The 15,916-nt window shown below is 39.8% G+C and carries 13 protein-coding genes; 5 read left to right on the top strand and 8 right to left on the bottom strand.

Annotation, left to right across the window (positions count from 1 at the left end):
* The first annotated feature begins 138 nt into the window (after positions 1 to 138).
* A complete protein-coding gene (locus EHO57_RS13675) occupies positions 139 to 984 on the top strand; it encodes a restriction endonuclease (RefSeq protein ID WP_135645503.1) in 846 nt (281 codons plus the stop codon).
* A 23-nt stretch (positions 985 to 1,007) separates the two neighbouring features.
* On the opposite strand, the gene EHO57_RS13670 is transcribed toward EHO57_RS13675, so the two are convergent.
* The 6 genes from EHO57_RS13670 to EHO57_RS13650 all read right to left on the bottom strand — a co-directional run bounded on the left by EHO57_RS13670 (position 1,008) and on the right by EHO57_RS13650 (position 10,045).
* The gene (locus EHO57_RS13670; RefSeq protein WP_135645505.1) at positions 1,008 to 4,514 is read right to left on the bottom strand and encodes an Eco57I restriction-modification methylase domain-containing protein; all 3,507 of its coding nucleotides are present in this window, start codon (positions 4,512 to 4,514) and stop codon (positions 1,008 to 1,010) included.
* Between the two features lie 5 nt (positions 4,515 to 4,519).
* The gene (locus EHO57_RS13665; protein ID WP_135645507.1) at positions 4,520 to 7,960 is read right to left on the bottom strand and encodes a helicase-related protein; all 3,441 of its coding nucleotides are present in this window, start codon (positions 7,958 to 7,960) and stop codon (positions 4,520 to 4,522) included.
* A gap of 161 nt (positions 7,961 to 8,121) precedes the next feature.
* Positions 8,122 to 8,478, bottom strand: coding sequence for a metal-dependent hydrolase (locus EHO57_RS13660; RefSeq protein WP_135645509.1), 357 nt, complete (start codon positions 8,476 to 8,478; stop codon positions 8,122 to 8,124).
* A 21-nt stretch (positions 8,479 to 8,499) separates the two neighbouring features.
* Positions 8,500 to 8,658, bottom strand: a complete 159-nt coding sequence (locus EHO57_RS19085) for a hypothetical protein (protein ID WP_476737817.1) — start codon at positions 8,656 to 8,658, stop codon at positions 8,500 to 8,502.
* Positions 8,659 to 8,660: 2 nt separating this feature from the next.
* The gene (locus EHO57_RS13655) at positions 8,661 to 8,987 is read right to left on the bottom strand and encodes a type II toxin-antitoxin system VapC family toxin (protein ID WP_135698319.1); all 327 of its coding nucleotides are present in this window, start codon (positions 8,985 to 8,987) and stop codon (positions 8,661 to 8,663) included.
* Positions 8,984 to 10,045: an XRE family transcriptional regulator gene (locus EHO57_RS13650; RefSeq protein WP_135645511.1), complete on the bottom strand. Its 1,062-nt coding sequence runs from the start codon at positions 10,043 to 10,045 to the stop codon at positions 8,984 to 8,986. The genes EHO57_RS13655 and EHO57_RS13650 overlap by 4 nt, the downstream gene beginning before the upstream one ends.
* Before the next feature lie 439 nt (positions 10,046 to 10,484).
* Between EHO57_RS13650 and EHO57_RS13645 the strand changes: the two genes are divergently transcribed.
* Both EHO57_RS13645 and EHO57_RS13640 read left to right on the top strand, forming a co-directional pair.
* Positions 10,485 to 11,909, top strand: coding sequence for an MATE family efflux transporter (locus EHO57_RS13645; RefSeq protein ID WP_135645513.1), 1,425 nt, complete (start codon positions 10,485 to 10,487; stop codon positions 11,907 to 11,909).
* A 187-nt stretch (positions 11,910 to 12,096) separates the two neighbouring features.
* On the top strand, positions 12,097 to 12,831 hold the full coding sequence (locus tag EHO57_RS13640) for a sterol desaturase family protein (protein ID WP_135645515.1): 735 nt from the start codon (positions 12,097 to 12,099) through the stop codon (positions 12,829 to 12,831).
* Between the two features lie 21 nt (positions 12,832 to 12,852).
* On the opposite strand, the gene EHO57_RS13635 is transcribed toward EHO57_RS13640, so the two are convergent.
* Complete coding sequence (locus EHO57_RS13635) at positions 12,853 to 14,277, bottom strand: Kelch repeat-containing protein (protein ID WP_135645517.1); 1,425 nt, start codon at positions 14,275 to 14,277, stop codon at positions 12,853 to 12,855.
* Positions 14,278 to 14,413: 136 nt separating this feature from the next.
* On the opposite strand from EHO57_RS13635, the gene EHO57_RS19030 reads away from it, so the two are divergent.
* Entirely contained in the window at positions 14,414 to 14,539 is a 126-nt protein-coding gene (locus EHO57_RS19030) for a hypothetical protein (protein ID WP_281283403.1), read from the top strand.
* A 94-nt stretch (positions 14,540 to 14,633) separates the two neighbouring features.
* The gene (locus EHO57_RS13630; RefSeq protein WP_135645519.1) at positions 14,634 to 15,041 is read left to right on the top strand and encodes a GFA family protein; all 408 of its coding nucleotides are present in this window, start codon (positions 14,634 to 14,636) and stop codon (positions 15,039 to 15,041) included.
* A 193-nt stretch (positions 15,042 to 15,234) separates the two neighbouring features.
* Here the strand turns inward: EHO57_RS13630 and EHO57_RS13625 are convergent, their stop codons facing one another.
* Entirely contained in the window at positions 15,235 to 15,843 is a 609-nt protein-coding gene (locus tag EHO57_RS13625) for a TetR/AcrR family transcriptional regulator (RefSeq protein ID WP_135645521.1), read from the bottom strand.
* Positions 15,844 to 15,916: the final 73 nt, after the last annotated feature.

Below are 15,916 nucleotides of genomic sequence, written 5' to 3'. Positions count from 1 at the left end.
CATTCCAGTTATTAAGTGCAAATAGAACGCAAAAATTCAAAAGCCAGGTTACACACCTGGCTTTTTTGTTTTTACGGAGGAAAAAGGATTGGGATTTAGAAGGTTTGGTCGGAAAAAGTTAAATAATCGGCTACTAACGTGTCTATCCCTACTTACGATAATTTATTAAATCCGGCGTTACAGGCGTTTCATAATTTAGGCGGATCCGCTTCCATAGATGAATTGGAGGAAGAGGTCGCAAAACTTCTTAACTTGTCGGATGCAGATTTGAACGAGCTTATGAAAAATCAATCTAGATCTCGTTTTAATTACCGACTTGCATGGGCACGAAATTACCTAAAGAACTACGGATTACTTGAAAATACTGCAAGAGGTATATGGGCTCTTACGCAGGAAGGAAGGGAAACTAAACAAGTCGATCGCCTAACCGTGGTGCAAAAGGTTAAAGAAAAGTTTCGTATTAAAGAAGATTTCGAATCTAATAGTGAGATTGATGAACTAGAGCCGGAAGAAAATATTTCATGGCAAGACGAATTGCTGAATTTGCTAAAACAAATGAAATCTGACGCATTTGAAAGACTTTGCCAAAGGATATTGAGAGAATCTGGATTCGTTAATGTAGAGATTACTGGTCGTTCAGGAGATGGTGGTATTGATGGTCGCGGGGTAGTCCGTCTAGGGGGATTGCTTTCTTTTCATGTCTATTTTCAGTGTAAGAGATACAAAGACGTTGTCGGGCCTTCCGTGGTTCGAGACTTTCGGGGGGCTATGTCTGGTCGTGCTGATAAAGGTTTAATCATTACGACAGGTCGATTTACTTCCGAAGCAAAAAGGGAAGCCCTAAGGGATGGAGCAATCCCTTTAGATTTAATTGATGGTCAAGAATTAGTTACCAAATTAAAGGAGCTTCGTTTGGGCGTATTTGTTAAAGAGAGAATGGTCGAAGACGTGGTAGTTGAAAAGGATTGGTTTATAGGACTGTAAGGTTGCAAATAGTTTGTCCCCATTCAATTTAGCTTTCTCCACTCCTCCATGACACCTTCCTTGATCTCATTTTCCACCAAGGGAAAGGTCGAGAGAATATGCTGAAACTCTTCCTCAGTCAGATCGTAAATTTTTGCGACAATCGCATCAATTTGGTTTTTGATTTTTTGTCTTTTCCTTGGATCAGTAACTCCATGAGTTGCAAAATTAGCTTTAGGTCCAAAGATTTCTTGGAGGAGCTGGTTGAAAGCGTTGGTTGTTCCAACTAAACTAGCGGTTAACTCAATTAATTTAGATTCATATTTTGTGCTGGTCTCCAGACCTCTTGTTGAAAACCGAGGTGTAGGCAAATCAAATATAACTGCTTGGTTGTAATTATTTCCCGGTATTCGCAATCTTACATAGTAATCTAATGTGAAACTATTAATAATTGCCGTTAAGTAAAGGTTCGCTTCTGCATTTTCGGTATCAATGACGGCCAATGAATTTCCTGACGACTCTTTTCTGTTGACGAGCGTTGCAAGGCCTGTTCTTTTATTGGAAGAGGCTGTAACTACGCAAATATAGATTTTATAACCTTTCCCATTTTTCCATTGCGGTATAATCCAGTAGTGTGGCCTTACCTCTCTATTTTTCGGAAAATCACAATAGTCCCAAATTGCAGATCGCTGGGATCCACTTATATATCCAGCCGCACGATGATCGTATTGGCTTATCATTCTACCTTCATATAAAGGCCACCATTCTTCCTTTCCTTTTTTCCAAATCATCATTTCAGAATCGTATTTTGCACCCAGCTTTAACAACTGCTCCTTGGTCATAAAAAGGTGAGCATGGTTTGTCATGTGAAACTCTGAGGAAAGTTTTACGTTCCACTTGCCTTCGAGTTCTTCCCCTAATCTAGGAAACTTTGCCATTTTCTTTACTATGCTAATGTCTGTGTCTGATTTGAATTCCATTAGGCTTAAAGAATCTGGACTTAATTTCTGTATTAAGTTGATAGGTAGATCTAAAAATCGTTTATCCAAAGAGCTTATGTTTGATTTCTCTACTTTTATAGTTTGCATATCCTTCTTGGTTTGGTGGACGGAACGAAGGTCCTGCTCCGAATGTAACATAAAGGCAGAGGGGACTGATTTTCCGGGACCGTTTGTTTCTTTCGTAGCTGATAGGAGGATGAACTTAAAACTTCGGTGAACGTTTTCAAAGAGTGCTTTCGAGTTTTCGAATCCGTAAAGAAAATTGATTTTGCCTTCTGTAAAAAGCATTTTACGTAGATCTTTACATCCTAAATCAGAATACAGTCCAGAAGGTATTACGATCCCTAATGAGCCTTCTTCTTTTAATAGATGCCATGCTCTTTCTAAAAAAAGTTTATAAAGATTGATGTCACCTGATCCTCGATTTGGAAAAAAGTCTGAATTACGGAATAAATCTCCTGTAGCTGTAAGATTTAAACAATGTTGGAGCCATTCGTCTTTGATTTTTGCGTTCTTCTTAAATAGAGTCGCTACTGCGAGTCTTGCCTCGTTTTTATCTAGATCTCTAAATTGAGGAATATAACTTTCGAAAAATTCCTGTGAATTTGGCTTCCAAACTTCCCAAGGAGGATTCATTAGAATAATATCAAAGCCTGCTTCCTTCGGGTAAGATGGATGGATGACCGTAGAAAACTCCATCCCGTAATGGAATGGTTTTAAGTCTTCTGTTCTTAACACGAATTGATTTATAAGTTCGATCGCTTTTAGATCCTTTTTCTCATCGATAAAATCAATTTTCTTTTTCGGTTTTACTTTCCATTCCGAAAGTAAGTGTTCCAATCTTTGGTTTAAGACCTGCTGCAATTCTAAATCTATTTCTCGAATTTCGGAACGAAGTTGGAGGGCTTTGTCAGGGTCATTTTCGTTTGTATAAAGGAAAATTAACTTTTCTTTTCTTGCCATCTTACTAGGGGCATCCCCGAAGTCTAGAACACCAATTGAAGGGGATTCTTTTCTGTTTTTTGCTTTCGAACTTTGAGACGGCAGACCGTCAAAAAAATCTTCCGGTAGAAATAGGAATCCAGTGAGTGAATCTCCGCTGCGAATATGAAAATCAATATTGGGTAATGGCTCCAATTGATCAGAAGAAATTTCGATCCCTTCTACCATTGCTAAAAATAATCGCAATTTTGTGATTTCTGCTGCTTCTGGAAGAATATCTACTCCGTATAGATTGTTCGATGCAACAAATCTTCTTATACCGTAAATTGGATTCCTTTCTAGTGAATATCCTTTTGGTTTTTCAATTCTGGCTCGAATTTCTTGTAAATTTGATTTTAAAATGCGATTTGAAAGTAATTTATGATAATAAGAGAGTGAATGCAGAGACTGGACAAGGAATTGTCCAGATCCGCAAGCTGGATCACAAATTTTAATCGGTGAGAGAATGGTTTCGAAGAAAATGATTAGCTCAGATTCAGTTGAATTATTTATAAATTCTTCCGTATTTTTATAGAAACCGGAAGCACTGATTCCATTCGCTTTTTTGAAAATATGTTCTTCAATCGTTTCATCGGTAAGAAACTCGGACAGGGAGGAGGGAGTATAATAAACTCCGCCGGATTTATTATCTCCCAGAGTATTTTCGAAAATATATCCCAGGATATAAGGATCGATGGAATCTTCGTCTGAATCGGATCTTTCGTTTACATTCCAGTTCCAGGATTCGAAAAATTGAAAAATGGCTGCGAATGACTCATTGGATACTTGAATTTTCAGGTATTTTTCTTCAATCTCGTGTTTTAAAAATAACCCTCCATTTAGATAGGGGATCGTGTTACCAACGATGGTGAGAGTATGTTTTTCTCTTTCCTTTCTACAGAGTGCATTAAAGAATAATTCTTTCAAAAAAGTTTCGTAAAATTCGTTTTTCCTTTTGCAGTAGTCTCTATATTTTTCTGCAAAGTATCTAGGGTTTTCATTCAGAAGATTTCTGGATTGTAGAAAGAAAAGGAATATTAGGCGATCTAATAGGATTTGTGCATAAAGTTTACGATCCCATTGGTCTGAGATGCCCGATATGGAATTAATTAGTTCTATCTTTTGCTTTTTGAATTCCTTATAGAATTTATTTGAAATATCCTTCCTTTCAAACAAATCTTCGAATCCAGAAATGTTTCCAGGCTTTAAATCACATAATCTTTGGATTGCAATTGGGTTTCGATTTTCTCGAATGTCTGTTCTTTTGAATTTATATTTTTGGATACGAATTTTATCTTCGAATCCTTTTCGTAGAAATGTCCATTCCTCAAAATTTTTAGAAATTCCGAGTATTCCTACTCTTTGATAGACATGCTGCCCTGCTCGTTTAATAAGTTCAGAATTATCCGTATAGACAAAAACTTCGATATAGCTATTCTCATCAATTTCAACGATCAATGATTGAGTTTCTTGGCTAATGGAAAATTTTAGTTCTTGGAAAAGTGTAGCGACATCTTCTAAAGATTTTGAGTTTAAAATGATTTCTTTAATTCGATCAGCTCTTGCCATTAATACTACGTAAAGATTGTTAGGATTTTTCGTCCGATAATCTCTTCCTTTTTGTAAATAGTTCCGCGAAGCGAAGGTTCCGAAATGATATGCTTATTATAAAAGTCCACAAGCGTATGAGCAAAATCTTTATATTGAACAAAACTAATCCCCCGGTCTAGGTTAATTCCATATTTCTTTAATTGATTTCTAAGGTAAGTGAGTTGGTTGGATGAGAATGGATGGCGCCCGAAAATGTCACGGATTTCTTGGACAATTTCAATTCCATTCCCTTTCAGATTATCCATTTCGGATATAAAAGAGTTTTCCTTCTCATCGAAGGATAAATTTTGTGCTCCCTTCTTTTTTAAGAGAGAATCGATTACGGTGAGTAAATCTGATTGAATTTTTGATTTAATTTGTCTTAAGCTTTTACCGGCAGCACCCGGTTTGAAACGATCCTTACGTTCTTCTAAAATTAGATTAAATTTTTGTTCTGCTCTGATTTCTAATTCAATCAGGGAGAGTGTTTTGGAGCTAGCCATTGGCGCTGTTGGAGAAATGGGAGATTCTATAAATGGGTATGGAAATTCTTCTTTCGCATCCCCATTCTCAGAGATTCGAATCCAGTGCCTCGATAATAGATCCTTATGTTCGCCTCTTCTTCCATGTATTTCAAAAAGAGAATAAGTATTTTTGGGATTCTCTGTTAGTATTGTATAATACGTTCTTTGTAAATTTGGAGTAACGAGAGTATCAAAATCTTCGGGGCGAATATGATTTTTCGATGCGGAAAATTGTAAAAAGGAACGAAAATGATCCTCTTCAGTTTCTCCTTCTATCCCCGTAAATATACTTGTTTTTTGGGAAAGTTCTTCTAAGCGATCCATTGAATCTGCGTCACGGACGTTCTTAATTTCTTCGCCAATTTCTCGAATATCAATATGTTCGTCTTCGCTGGAGAGTATGGCCATTTCTTTCCCTAGAAGTATGGCTACCTGCTGCACCTTTGAATTTAAGATTTCGAGTAGTTTAAGAAAACCATTTAGCACTTCGTCGTTTGGTGTCATGTTTAGGACACTAATTCGATTTTCCGACCCTATTCGATTGACTCGACCTACCCTTTGAACGATTCGCATTGGGTTCCACGGTAAATCAAAATTTAATAATAGATCGGCATCCTGTAAATTTACACCTTCGGATAGAACGTCCGTTGCAATTAGAATGTCGAACTCTTCGCCTGGCGCGACATTAGCCCTTTGCCCACGCGGTGCAAACCTTTCTAATTTTGATTTAAGCTCAGGATCACCTGAAGTAACCATTGTACTTCTGAATTGTTGAAAATTTGAAGGAGACATTTTGAGATGATATTCGATATACTGGGCAGTATCTTTGTATTCGGAAAATGTTATGCATTTTCGAAATCGAGTGGACCTGAGAGTATTAATATAAGTTTCAATTTTAGGATCTATTAGGCTAATAGGTTGATCTACGTTGGTTTGAAGCGGCTCTAAATGACGCTTTATAAAATTCCTGATCTCGTATATGTCATTTGAAATCCAAGATCGGACATCATCCGCTGTAAATTTTATCTTAGAATCCTCTTCCGATTCTTCTCCTTCGGGGATCGATCCCCCATCAAATAAATTTGATGTTTCCTCTGGATCTATTATTTCTGTTTGGAGACGATATCGGTTGTATTTTTGAAGCAATACTTCGATGGAATCCCCGGAGTCTAATGCTTTTAAGAGTTCATTTTCCTTTTCAATTATATTTAGTAGAGAACAATAGAAGGCATAAAGACTGGATTCGATTCGTTTGTAAAGGAGTAGTAAATATAAGTAAGAAAGGGTTCTGCCTGATTCTGGATTAGACAAAATAATATGTGGGAGATGTAACTTTTCTAAAAAGCCGCTTAATTCTTGAAACAGTTCGTGCTGTTTATTTGTATAAGAGTAATTTAGTTTTCGAACTTCAGGTTCTTGAAACTCTAAAGGTTTTCCGGCTATTGTAATATTTCTATAGTTTCTTTTGATTGAAGACCTCATCCTGAGTAGCATGATTCCATTTAATAGATCTCGAATTTCTGTAATCGATTTCTGGAAATCGAAATCTGTTTCAAGTGCAGAGATATTCTTTCCGGATTTAAGTGATTTAATTTTCTCATGAAATTTGTCAAAGGCATTAGGGCTAAATCCCGCAGCATATAATTTGGCATCTGTTGTACAGAGATTGATAAGATTTTGCAAATCTCGAATTGAGTTATTGAAAGGTGTAGCTGTAAGTAACAGGACAGCTGCTTGCTGTGAAATGTCTTGGGGTTGTAGGGCCCTGATATTTTGATATAAAAAGGTTTCTCTATTTCTTGCTCGGTGAGCTTCATCAATGATTATTAAATTAAATTCTTTTCCTCCCTTTAATGATTGAATTTTATCTCCATTCTCCTGACCTAGTTTGCCTTGAGAAAGAAACTGTATGTGTTGCGATTCTGGAATATTGAAAAAAATTTCTAAAGTTTCTTTCCACTGTGGAATTAATGTAGGTGGTGCAACGATTAATACTCTAGCCCCTTTTTCTCTATAACGACGAATTACTTCGGCCGCAGTAAAAGTTTTGCCAAGACCAACAGAATCTGAAACGATTGCTCCTCCAAGTATTTCTAACTTTCCTAAGACATTTTCTGCGCCAACCTGTTGAAACTCCGCTAATAATTCGGTTTTCTCTAATCTTTCCTTTGTTAATTCTCCTAAGTAGTGGCGTATTAAAAATAAGTATGCTTCAAAAGGAGATAATCCGATTGAAGTTGGTAGTCCTTTGGCCCTTGAGTTTCGTTCTGAATCAACAATTTGAATTAGCGATTCATTAAGCTCAACAGTAGAGGAATTCCATATTTTTTGAAACCAATTGAGCAGGTGATCGTAATGTAATTTGTCAGAATTAGTGAGATTTAATTCTCGGTTGTCGGTGAATCCAGATTCGCTAAAATTAGAAGATCCTACTATTGAGTGAAAATGGGTACCATTAGAAAGTTTTAATTTCGCTAAATATGCTTTTGCATGAAAGAAATCTTCAGTATATAGTCTAACATTTAAAATCTTCCTTTTTAGAAGTTCTAGAAAAAAGGAAATATGTGTAATATCTTTTCCTGCAATATCGAACTCAATTTGGCTTATTATATCCTTTACTTGATCTTGGATACTTAGTTGAATTCCAGTATTTAAGAGGAAAGCAGTGCGACGATCTGTCCTTGGACTCATGATGATTCGAATAGAATCATTCGGCACGGAATCTATATTTTGAAATAAGGGATTCTTTAATAACCCAGGGGCGATCAAGTCAAATCCACTATAATAAAAATAACCGACTGCAGCATCAATCTGGTTGGCATAGGGTAAAAGAAATTGATTAAACACGTTCGCCAATTGTGTTTCTTCAGTATTGTTATCAATGATTGCTGGAAATTCCATACTTAGTTAAACGAAGTTTTTGTCTCTATTTAAGGAATACAAGTGAATGGTTCCAGCAACAGGCTTTTGTTGGGTTCCTCAGTGTTTATTTGTGTATTCTTTTAAAGTTTCGGAGGTTCGATTTTCTTTTACCGCCAATTTATGTCAAATAATCGTCAAAGTCAGAACCACGGTATACCCATCGGCGTTTTTGAATCCAGGACCAAATGACTCGCATATCCAGCGAGGAGTGGGTCAATAATGAGTTCCCATTCCGGATACTTTTCCTTAAATTCCTGAAGAGTGGCATAACTAAAGCCCATAAATGCAACACTATGTGCACCCTGTCTGTGATTCGGATGATCAGCAGGTTCAAAAATATCAGGAAGCTTACCCCCAATTGCGCCGATGCTGGCAGACAATATAGCCCTTCCAAATTTTTGATCCATATTTAAATCATTTCTATTCCAATCCTTTAGTATGGAAAGAATTGCTCCTGTAATCAATCCCGCTTGAATATGTGTTCTATTATCAGCCATTTTCTAATTCTCCTTGAATTATTATTTTTTCCATTTTTTGAGTCGAGTTTCGCATTCTTCACTTGGAAGCCTGCGGTTTAAGTCCATTAATTGCCTAAGCTTACTATGAGCCTCTCGATGCTTCCATATTTTCCGTTCGATAAGTTGGTCGAGGAGCCAGAGAGTACCATGAGCTTCCACGTCTAAATTTTTTGCTTTTTGCGAAGTGCTCCATCGCTAGTCAGAAGGATTCCGCATTCCTTTTTTGTAAGCAAAAGACAAGATAGATCAGGGGCTGTTAATCCAGGAGAATTTCTTAATTCTTCGAAGAGAGAAATCAGTTCGCTTTCGGTAAAAGGGATAATTGAAATGCGGTGGTCTTGAATAATTTTTTGCTGGTCTGATCGCAACTCTAGTAAGACTAGATCTGTACATACAAATTCATAAGGAAGTTTCAGAACGTCCTTTAAAATTTCGAGATCGGTCAGATCTATTAGTATACAAGTGTCTTGAACGGCGATCTTTCTCATAGTATTCGAATTCTTTTTCGAACCTCCTGTAAAGATTCACCCGAGATTTCCGCCGCCTTGGAGATGGAGATTAAATTTTCGGCCAATGCATGATCTAATAACCTGCGGAATCTATGAGAAGTCTCCTCTCCGCCCCATTGTCCTAAACCTTCCTCCTTTTTTAGTTTTGGATCCGAATTCATAACTTTCCAAAAATGAATAAATCGTGCTTCGTCAATAATGTTTGCTGATTTTAGTCGAAATAAGATCGCTCCGATTGATATTCCATACTCAGATTTAATAGAGGAAAGTTCAGATATGCTGAAATTATTCCTTATTTTACCTGCTTCCTTTATTAAACTTTCCTTAGGCAGGAGCATCGCTCCTGCGAACATGTTGCAGGCTTTTTCTATTTTTTTTGGTTCGGTAAATTTGGGGAATGAAAGTATAATGTGGCCTAACTCATGCAAGGCAGTAAATCTTTTTCGAAAAGAGTCCATTGCAGAGTTTACGACAATGAACGGAATTCTCTCTTCTGCCCAGCCGGAGAGTCCGTCGAATGATTCATCTTCCTTAATTTCTATTATTTTGATCCCATTGTCTTCTAGAGTCTCGAATACATTTGCTATTGGCCCCATTCCGAGATTCCAGGAAGAACGTATCTCATATGCTATAGCTTCCGGAATGCGGGAATTTTTGGTGATAGTTTTGGTGTAAGAAGTCTTAGATCCTAATATTTCTTCTAATTCGATGTAATTTTCTAAATGGCCTTGCAATTTTACTTTTAGGGTATTTTCCTTCTTTTTCTTTAAAGTAGATTTTTTACGAAAATCTACTTCAGAAATTTCAGTACGGAACGGACGAAGTAAATTATTCGGACTTACTCCTAACGCCTGGGCAATTTTAATTAAATTTTCGGAATCCGGAAACATTATTCCTTTTTCGTATTTTCCTATGGCTGGTTTGGAAATGGCGCGATCCAGTTTCACGACTAGTTCATCCATAGATAGGCCTGCGGCAATCCGAGCTGAGCGCAATCTTTCTGAGAAAATTTCTTTAGCAGAGTAAGTATTAGCCATGGTAGACAATATAACAAATATTTGACTATTTGTCTACCGATAAGGTGGTGAAAAAATGACATTCCTTTTCTCCAATTTTTGATTCCCTTCTAATCTTACGCTAATCCCGGACAAATTTTACCGGTTATAGTAAGTGTTTTTCGCTTCCTATGAGTTATTTAAAAGATAACCCCCGCGTTAGGGATACGTAGGACGCGTAGCGGACCACGCAGCCAAAGGCGAGTGGGCCGAAGCGAAGCGGAGTCCGTAGTAGCCCGACCACACCAAATTAGAAAAAGTTTCTGTAGAAATATGGAGAATGTGTGGGAACGCCCTATGTTTTGTTTAAGAGAACCAGATAGGGACCCATCGGACGCAGGTCGGATTGAACATTTTATCTCGCAAAGTGCCTTGCTTTTCTTTGTAGATTGATCAGAACTTGATAGCAAAAGGTGTGCGGATGGAAGCTATACAAAAAGATCCTAAGTTAGGATTGGAACGAACTTCTCTTTGGAAGGAATTAAGAAAGGCGCTTACCGGAACGGAAGCGGACTATACTCGAATTTCGCTCGGTAAGGCTGTTTTCTTACTTTCTGTTCCGATGGTTTTGGAATTGGTCATGGAGTCTGCGTTTGCAGTCGTAGACATTTATTTTGTGGGAGCTTTGGGTCCTTCTGCGGTTGCTGCAGTCGGGCTTACGGAAACCTATTTGTTTCTTCTTTATTCTCTCGCGATCGGTATGTCCACTGCCGTGACCGCGATCATTGCTCGAAGGATTGGGGAAGGGGATAAGGAGCAAGCCGGAATTGCCGCAGTCCAATCCGTTTTTCTTTCCATACTTGTTTCGTTACCCTTTGCTATCTTCGGAGTTTGGTTTGCGAAAGATCTTCTGATTCTCATGGGTGGAGATCCGTGGGTTATAGAGCATGGATCTCGTTACACTCAATGGATCTTCGGCGGAAATATCGTAATTATGCTTTTGTTTGGGCTTAATGCGGTTTTTAGAGGTGCGGGAGACGCGGCGATCGCAATGAGAGTTTTATGGATTTCTAATGGTCTTAATATGATCCTAGATCCGATCTTTATCTTCGGCTTTGGTCCAGTTCCAGCGATGGGTATCGAAGGTGCCGCCATTGCTACAAATATCGGAAGAGGGGTTGGGGTTCTTTTCCAGATCTATCTGCTTTTAAATGGCGGGAAACATATTCGAGTACTTCGTTCCCAGATCAGTATACATTGGGAAATCATTTCGGATATAGTTCGCACTTCCATAGGTGGAATTGGGCAAACTATTATCGGAATGACTTCTTGGATCTTTCTTGTGAGGATTATTTCCGAATTTGGAAGTGAGGCTGTAGCTGGAGCAACGATCGCTCTTCGTATCATGATGTTTACTCTGATGCCTTCTTGGGGAATGTCGAATGCGGTAGCAACTCTGGTTGGTCAAAATTTAGGAGCAAAAAGACCGGATCGTGCTGAACAGTCTGTTTGGATTGTTGGAGTATGGAATATGATCTTTCTCGTCGGGGTTTCCATCTGCTATTTTATTTTCAGAGAATCCCTTGTGTCGATCTTTACTGATAACGCCAAAGTGATCTCTATCGGTTCCGAATGGTTGGGGATAGTATCGTATTCCTATTTTGTATATGCTTGGTGGATGGTCAGTGTTCAGGCCTTTAACGGAGCAGGGGATACAACCACTCCTACATTGATCAATCTGGTATTTTTCTGGATGTTCCAAATCCCATTTGCTTACGTTCTAGCGAAGGTTCTTTCCTACGGATACTCTGGAGTATTTTGGGCGAGTATGATCACAGAAACTTCTGTGGGATTATTCACACTTTGGTTATTTAGAAAAGGTGGATGGAAGACTTCGAAGGTTTGATTTTTACTATCTGCGTTAGGGATACGCAGGACGCGTAGCGGACCCCGGAGCCGAAGGCGAGGAGTCCGAAGCGTAGCGGAGTCCGGAGTAGCCCGACAATCTGTTTCACTTTTCATTTCCTGAATGCACCGTAGTTTAACATTATCGACTATTTGATGCGAGGCAGATTTTCTGGATTTAAATGTCTATGAGTGATTTTGGAAACGAAGCAGTCCTATTTCTCCAAGAAATTCCCTATTCGTGGGCTGCACTCCTATTCTTGATCGAAAATCTTCTTATCTTTGCTTCTTCTATATATATTGGTATTCTATTTTCGGAACGTTATGCGGATCGACGCATCTCTCCGATCCCTCCGCCAATCGAGCCTAAAGAGGTCCTTTTTGCCGTTTCTACCGTACTTCTGAATACGATCGTTACGTTATTTGGGCTTTGGCTTTGGAGAACGGGTTCTATTCGATTCCGTAGCGATACGGGAGTTTTCGCGGTCCTCGATATTCTGATCCTTCTTCTGGTTATGGATATGGGAATGTATATCTTGCATCGGATCGCTCATATACGGTTTATTTATCCGTTCGCCCATAGCACCCACCATCGTTACGATAAACCTCGTCCCTTGACTCTATTCGTTCTCAATCCTTTGGAGGCTCTTGGTTTCGGGTTCCTTTGGTTGTTGGTGCTATGTCTTTATGATTTTTCTTGGTTGGGAATGAGCGTCTATCTGGGCTTGAACGTTGCATTCGGTATGGTCGGACATTTAGGGGTCGAACCTTTGTCTGAAAAATGGCTTCGTTCTACTTTCTTCGGCGTGTTCACTACCAGTACGTTTCATGCAAGACACCATCAGGATGAGGAGCATAATTTCGGTTTCTATACTTCGATCTGGGATCGGGTTTTCGGGACTCTTCATTCGGAGATCGAATGAAGAGTAGGCAGAACCTCCGATCTAGGGGCGAACTTTCCATAGATCATTTTGGAATTCGTTATTACCGTTTGCATCAATGCCTTGTCCTCCAAAGATCCAGATATTTCCTTTGGAGTCTGCTATTCCACTTGAGCCAAAACGCCCTCCTGGATAATAATTAGTTCCCGTCGTCCCTTTTAGTCCGAAGACGCCTGCTTGGGTGACAAGATCCGTGCCTCCTTTCCAGGTCCATTTTTTTCCATCAAAAATCCAAAGATCATTTAACTGTCCTAAGGCGGCATTGGAATCGTCTCCGGATCCTCCGAAAACCCAGACTAGCCCGTTCGGTAGTCTTCCTCCAATTGCGTTGCTCCGAGCTCCGATTACATTATTGGAACTAGCGATATTCTTCTTACCATAAACTCCAGCTACATCAGGAGTATCGGAACCTTCCATCCAAGTCCAATTTGTGCCGTCGAACTTCCAAACATCATTTAGATTACCATCATAGCTAGTTCCTCCTAATAACCAAAGATTGTTGGAAGAGTCGATCCAATACACAGACTTCCCTCGTGAAGAAGGTAGATTGCTTGCGGCAGCGACACCTTTCGTTCCCCAATTACCGTCACCCGGAACACTGAAAGTTTTAGATCCGGCTACCCATGTCCAGTTTGTCCCATCAAATTTCCAAAGGTCGTTTAAATTCGAAGTAACGGAACCTGTTTCCGGCATTCCTGGCCCTGCTCCGAATATCCATACATTACCGGTGGAGTCGATCCATCCGGACGCTCCTTGCCTCGCTCCTGGATAATTACTGGGATTGGCTACACCCATCGTACCGTAGACTCCGTTTGCATTCATGGTATTTTGTCCTCCCATCCAAGTCCAATTCACCCCATCAAATTTCCAGAGATCGTTAAAGCAGTTGCTTCCGTTCGCATCGCTACTTCCTCCGAAAAGCCATAGATTTCCAGACGAATCTACCCAAGTAGTTCCACTTACCCTTGCTCCCGGAGTATTTCCTGAAGCGGCAACTCCTTTTGTTCCATACGTTCCGGCTGCACTGACCGTATTGGATCCGGCTATCCAAGTCCAATTGCTCCCATCGAATTTCCAAAGATCGTTCAATTGTCCAAAAGCTGTACTTGGATCTCTACCGGTTCCACCGAATAACCATAACTGGTCCGAGGAATCTATCCACTGCATCGCATCTTGGCGCCCTCCAGGAAAATTTGCCGGGTCGGCAACTCCCTTGGTTCCGTATACTCCTAAGCCGTATCCTCCTCCTATTGTATCGAAAGCTCGACCACTCATCCAAGTCCATTCCGCGGGTGACACGGAAGATCCGCCTAATAGAGCTAACACTGCAGAAGAACTATTGCCGCCGCTTCCATTCGAACAAGAAAGTAAAAATAATATAACGAAAACAGAATATATGACTCTTTGTTTTTGCGTTAGAAAGATCATGAAGGAATCCTAAAAATTTAATATTAAGCAATAATATCTAAATTTTCCGGGGATTTCTATTGGTATAAATACCTAAACAATGGGGAGAAGGTGCGTATTTATACGCATTCTATTAACGGGATTGTTTGACCGCTTCTTGAAAAAAGTCGTAGAGATCATTTATCTGATGGAAGAGCCTTTAGTCTTAAGCGGTAAAAAAATTCTAAAGGCTGTAAAATATGACAAATATTGGCATATTTACTATGCCATACTGGATCTATGATCTAAGGATCTTGGATATCAAAAAGCGGAGAGTCAGGGGCGATGCCTTCTAAAGTGCTCTTGTTGGCTCTCGCTTTCAAAAGAGGAAAACAAATATGAGCCTGAAAACATATAAAGGAAGTTGTCATTGTGGAGCGGTACAGTTCGAGGCAGATATTGATCTAAGCCGCGGCACTGGAAGATGTAATTGTTCATTTTGCAGGAAGGTTCGAAATTGGTCGGCTATCATCAAACCTTCCGCGTTTCGTCTTTTGAGCGGAGAAGACAGTTTGAGTTCTTATAAGTTTGGGACATTTAGTAACGCTCATCAGTTCTGTAAGAATTGTGGCGTGAGAACTGTCTCTCACGGCTATGTCGAAGAGATAGGAGGCGCTTATGTTAGCGTAGCTGTTTCTTCCTTGGATGGAGTAGAACCAAGCGAATTGATAGATGCTCCTGTTTGGTATTCTGACGGTTTAAACAATAACTGGCGAAACCCTCCCGCAGAGATCCGACATTTATAGGATATGATATTCGCTTTGCGTTAGGGATACGCAAGGCGCGAAGCGTCCCGAGCCGGAGAATGGAAAATGAACGGACTGCTTTGGATCGGCGAGGGATGAGGACGTAGGTCCGAACCTGAAGTAGCCCGACCCGCGAGTGCTCTAACAGAGTTTTGTTCTATTATTTTCGGCGCGGGGAACGCCCATACCTTTATTAGGGAATCGTCTTATATAATTCGCCTAAGAATAAAAGACCGGAACGGAACTCGTCCAGATATTCTTCCTTTCCGGTCATAAAAAATAATTGGATCGAACCTTCATAAAGGATCAGGATCTTTTTCGCGAAAGATCGAATTTGTTTTTCGGATAACGGCGATTTCCTCCGGATCGGATTTGTCCTGAGATAGGATGCAAAGATCTCTTCCCAGTCTTGGACCGTTTCCTCGATCTCTTCTTCTGCGTTCGTTAGTTGTTCTTTATCCGAGAAGAGTTGAGAAGAGCGGATCTGGTTTGCAAAAACCGCAAATGGACAGCCCCATAGTCTGTTTTTCTTTGCTTCTCTCTTGAGTGCTAAACCCCAGGCATCTACCACCTTTTCGAATTCGGCATATCGAGAGACCAGTCCCTTGAATTGCAGAGCATTCAGTTCTCTTCTCTTTCGGATATATTCTAGACCGACTTCTCCTTTTTCCCGGAAGTATTTATAGAAGCTTGCCTTATGCACTCCGGATTCTTCCAAAAGATCGGCTACCCCGGTATTGGCAAATCCCCGTTCATAGAAAAGTTTGTCGGCTGCGTGGAGGATCTTTTCTCGAGCTTTCATTGTTCTTTCCTTTCAGACTAGGATTCCTGTGGAGCTGGTAAAAGAAAAGCGTAAAAAAATAGACTCTGGAGTC

It is taken from the genome of Leptospira langatensis (genome assembly GCF_004770615.1).
Lineage (GTDB): Bacteria > Spirochaetota > Leptospiria > Leptospirales > Leptospiraceae > Leptospira_B > Leptospira_B langatensis.
The sequence above is the reverse complement of the archived record's forward strand: the minus strand, read 5'-3'. Positions and strand labels throughout refer to the sequence as shown.

Bases quoted from the DNA above. Each gene is read 5' to 3' on its own strand.
- EHO57_RS13635 (WP_135645517.1), bottom strand. From the start codon at position 14,277: ATGATCTTTCTAACGCAAAAACAAAGAGTCATATATTCTGTTTTCGTT.
- EHO57_RS13625 (WP_135645521.1), bottom strand. From the start codon at position 15,843: ATGAAAGCTCGAGAAAAGATCCTCCACGCAGCCGACAAACTTTTCTAT.
- EHO57_RS13640 (WP_135645515.1), top strand. From the start codon at position 12,097: ATGAGTGATTTTGGAAACGAAGCAGTCCTATTTCTCCAAGAAATTCCC.
- EHO57_RS13660 (WP_135645509.1), bottom strand. From the start codon at position 8,478: ATGGCTGATAATAGAACACATATTCAAGCGGGATTGATTACAGGAGCA.
- EHO57_RS13655 (WP_135698319.1), bottom strand. From the start codon at position 8,987: ATGAGAAAGATCGCCGTTCAAGACACTTGTATACTAATAGATCTGACC.
- EHO57_RS13645 (WP_135645513.1), top strand. From the start codon at position 10,485: ATGGAAGCTATACAAAAAGATCCTAAGTTAGGATTGGAACGAACTTCT.
- EHO57_RS13670 (WP_135645505.1), bottom strand. From the start codon at position 4,514: ATGGCAAGAGCTGATCGAATTAAAGAAATCATTTTAAACTCAAAATCT.
- EHO57_RS13665 (WP_135645507.1), bottom strand. From the start codon at position 7,960: ATGGAATTTCCAGCAATCATTGATAACAATACTGAAGAAACACAATTG.
- EHO57_RS13630 (WP_135645519.1), top strand. From the start codon at position 14,634: ATGAGCCTGAAAACATATAAAGGAAGTTGTCATTGTGGAGCGGTACAG.
- EHO57_RS13650 (WP_135645511.1), bottom strand. From the start codon at position 10,045: ATGGCTAATACTTACTCTGCTAAAGAAATTTTCTCAGAAAGATTGCGC.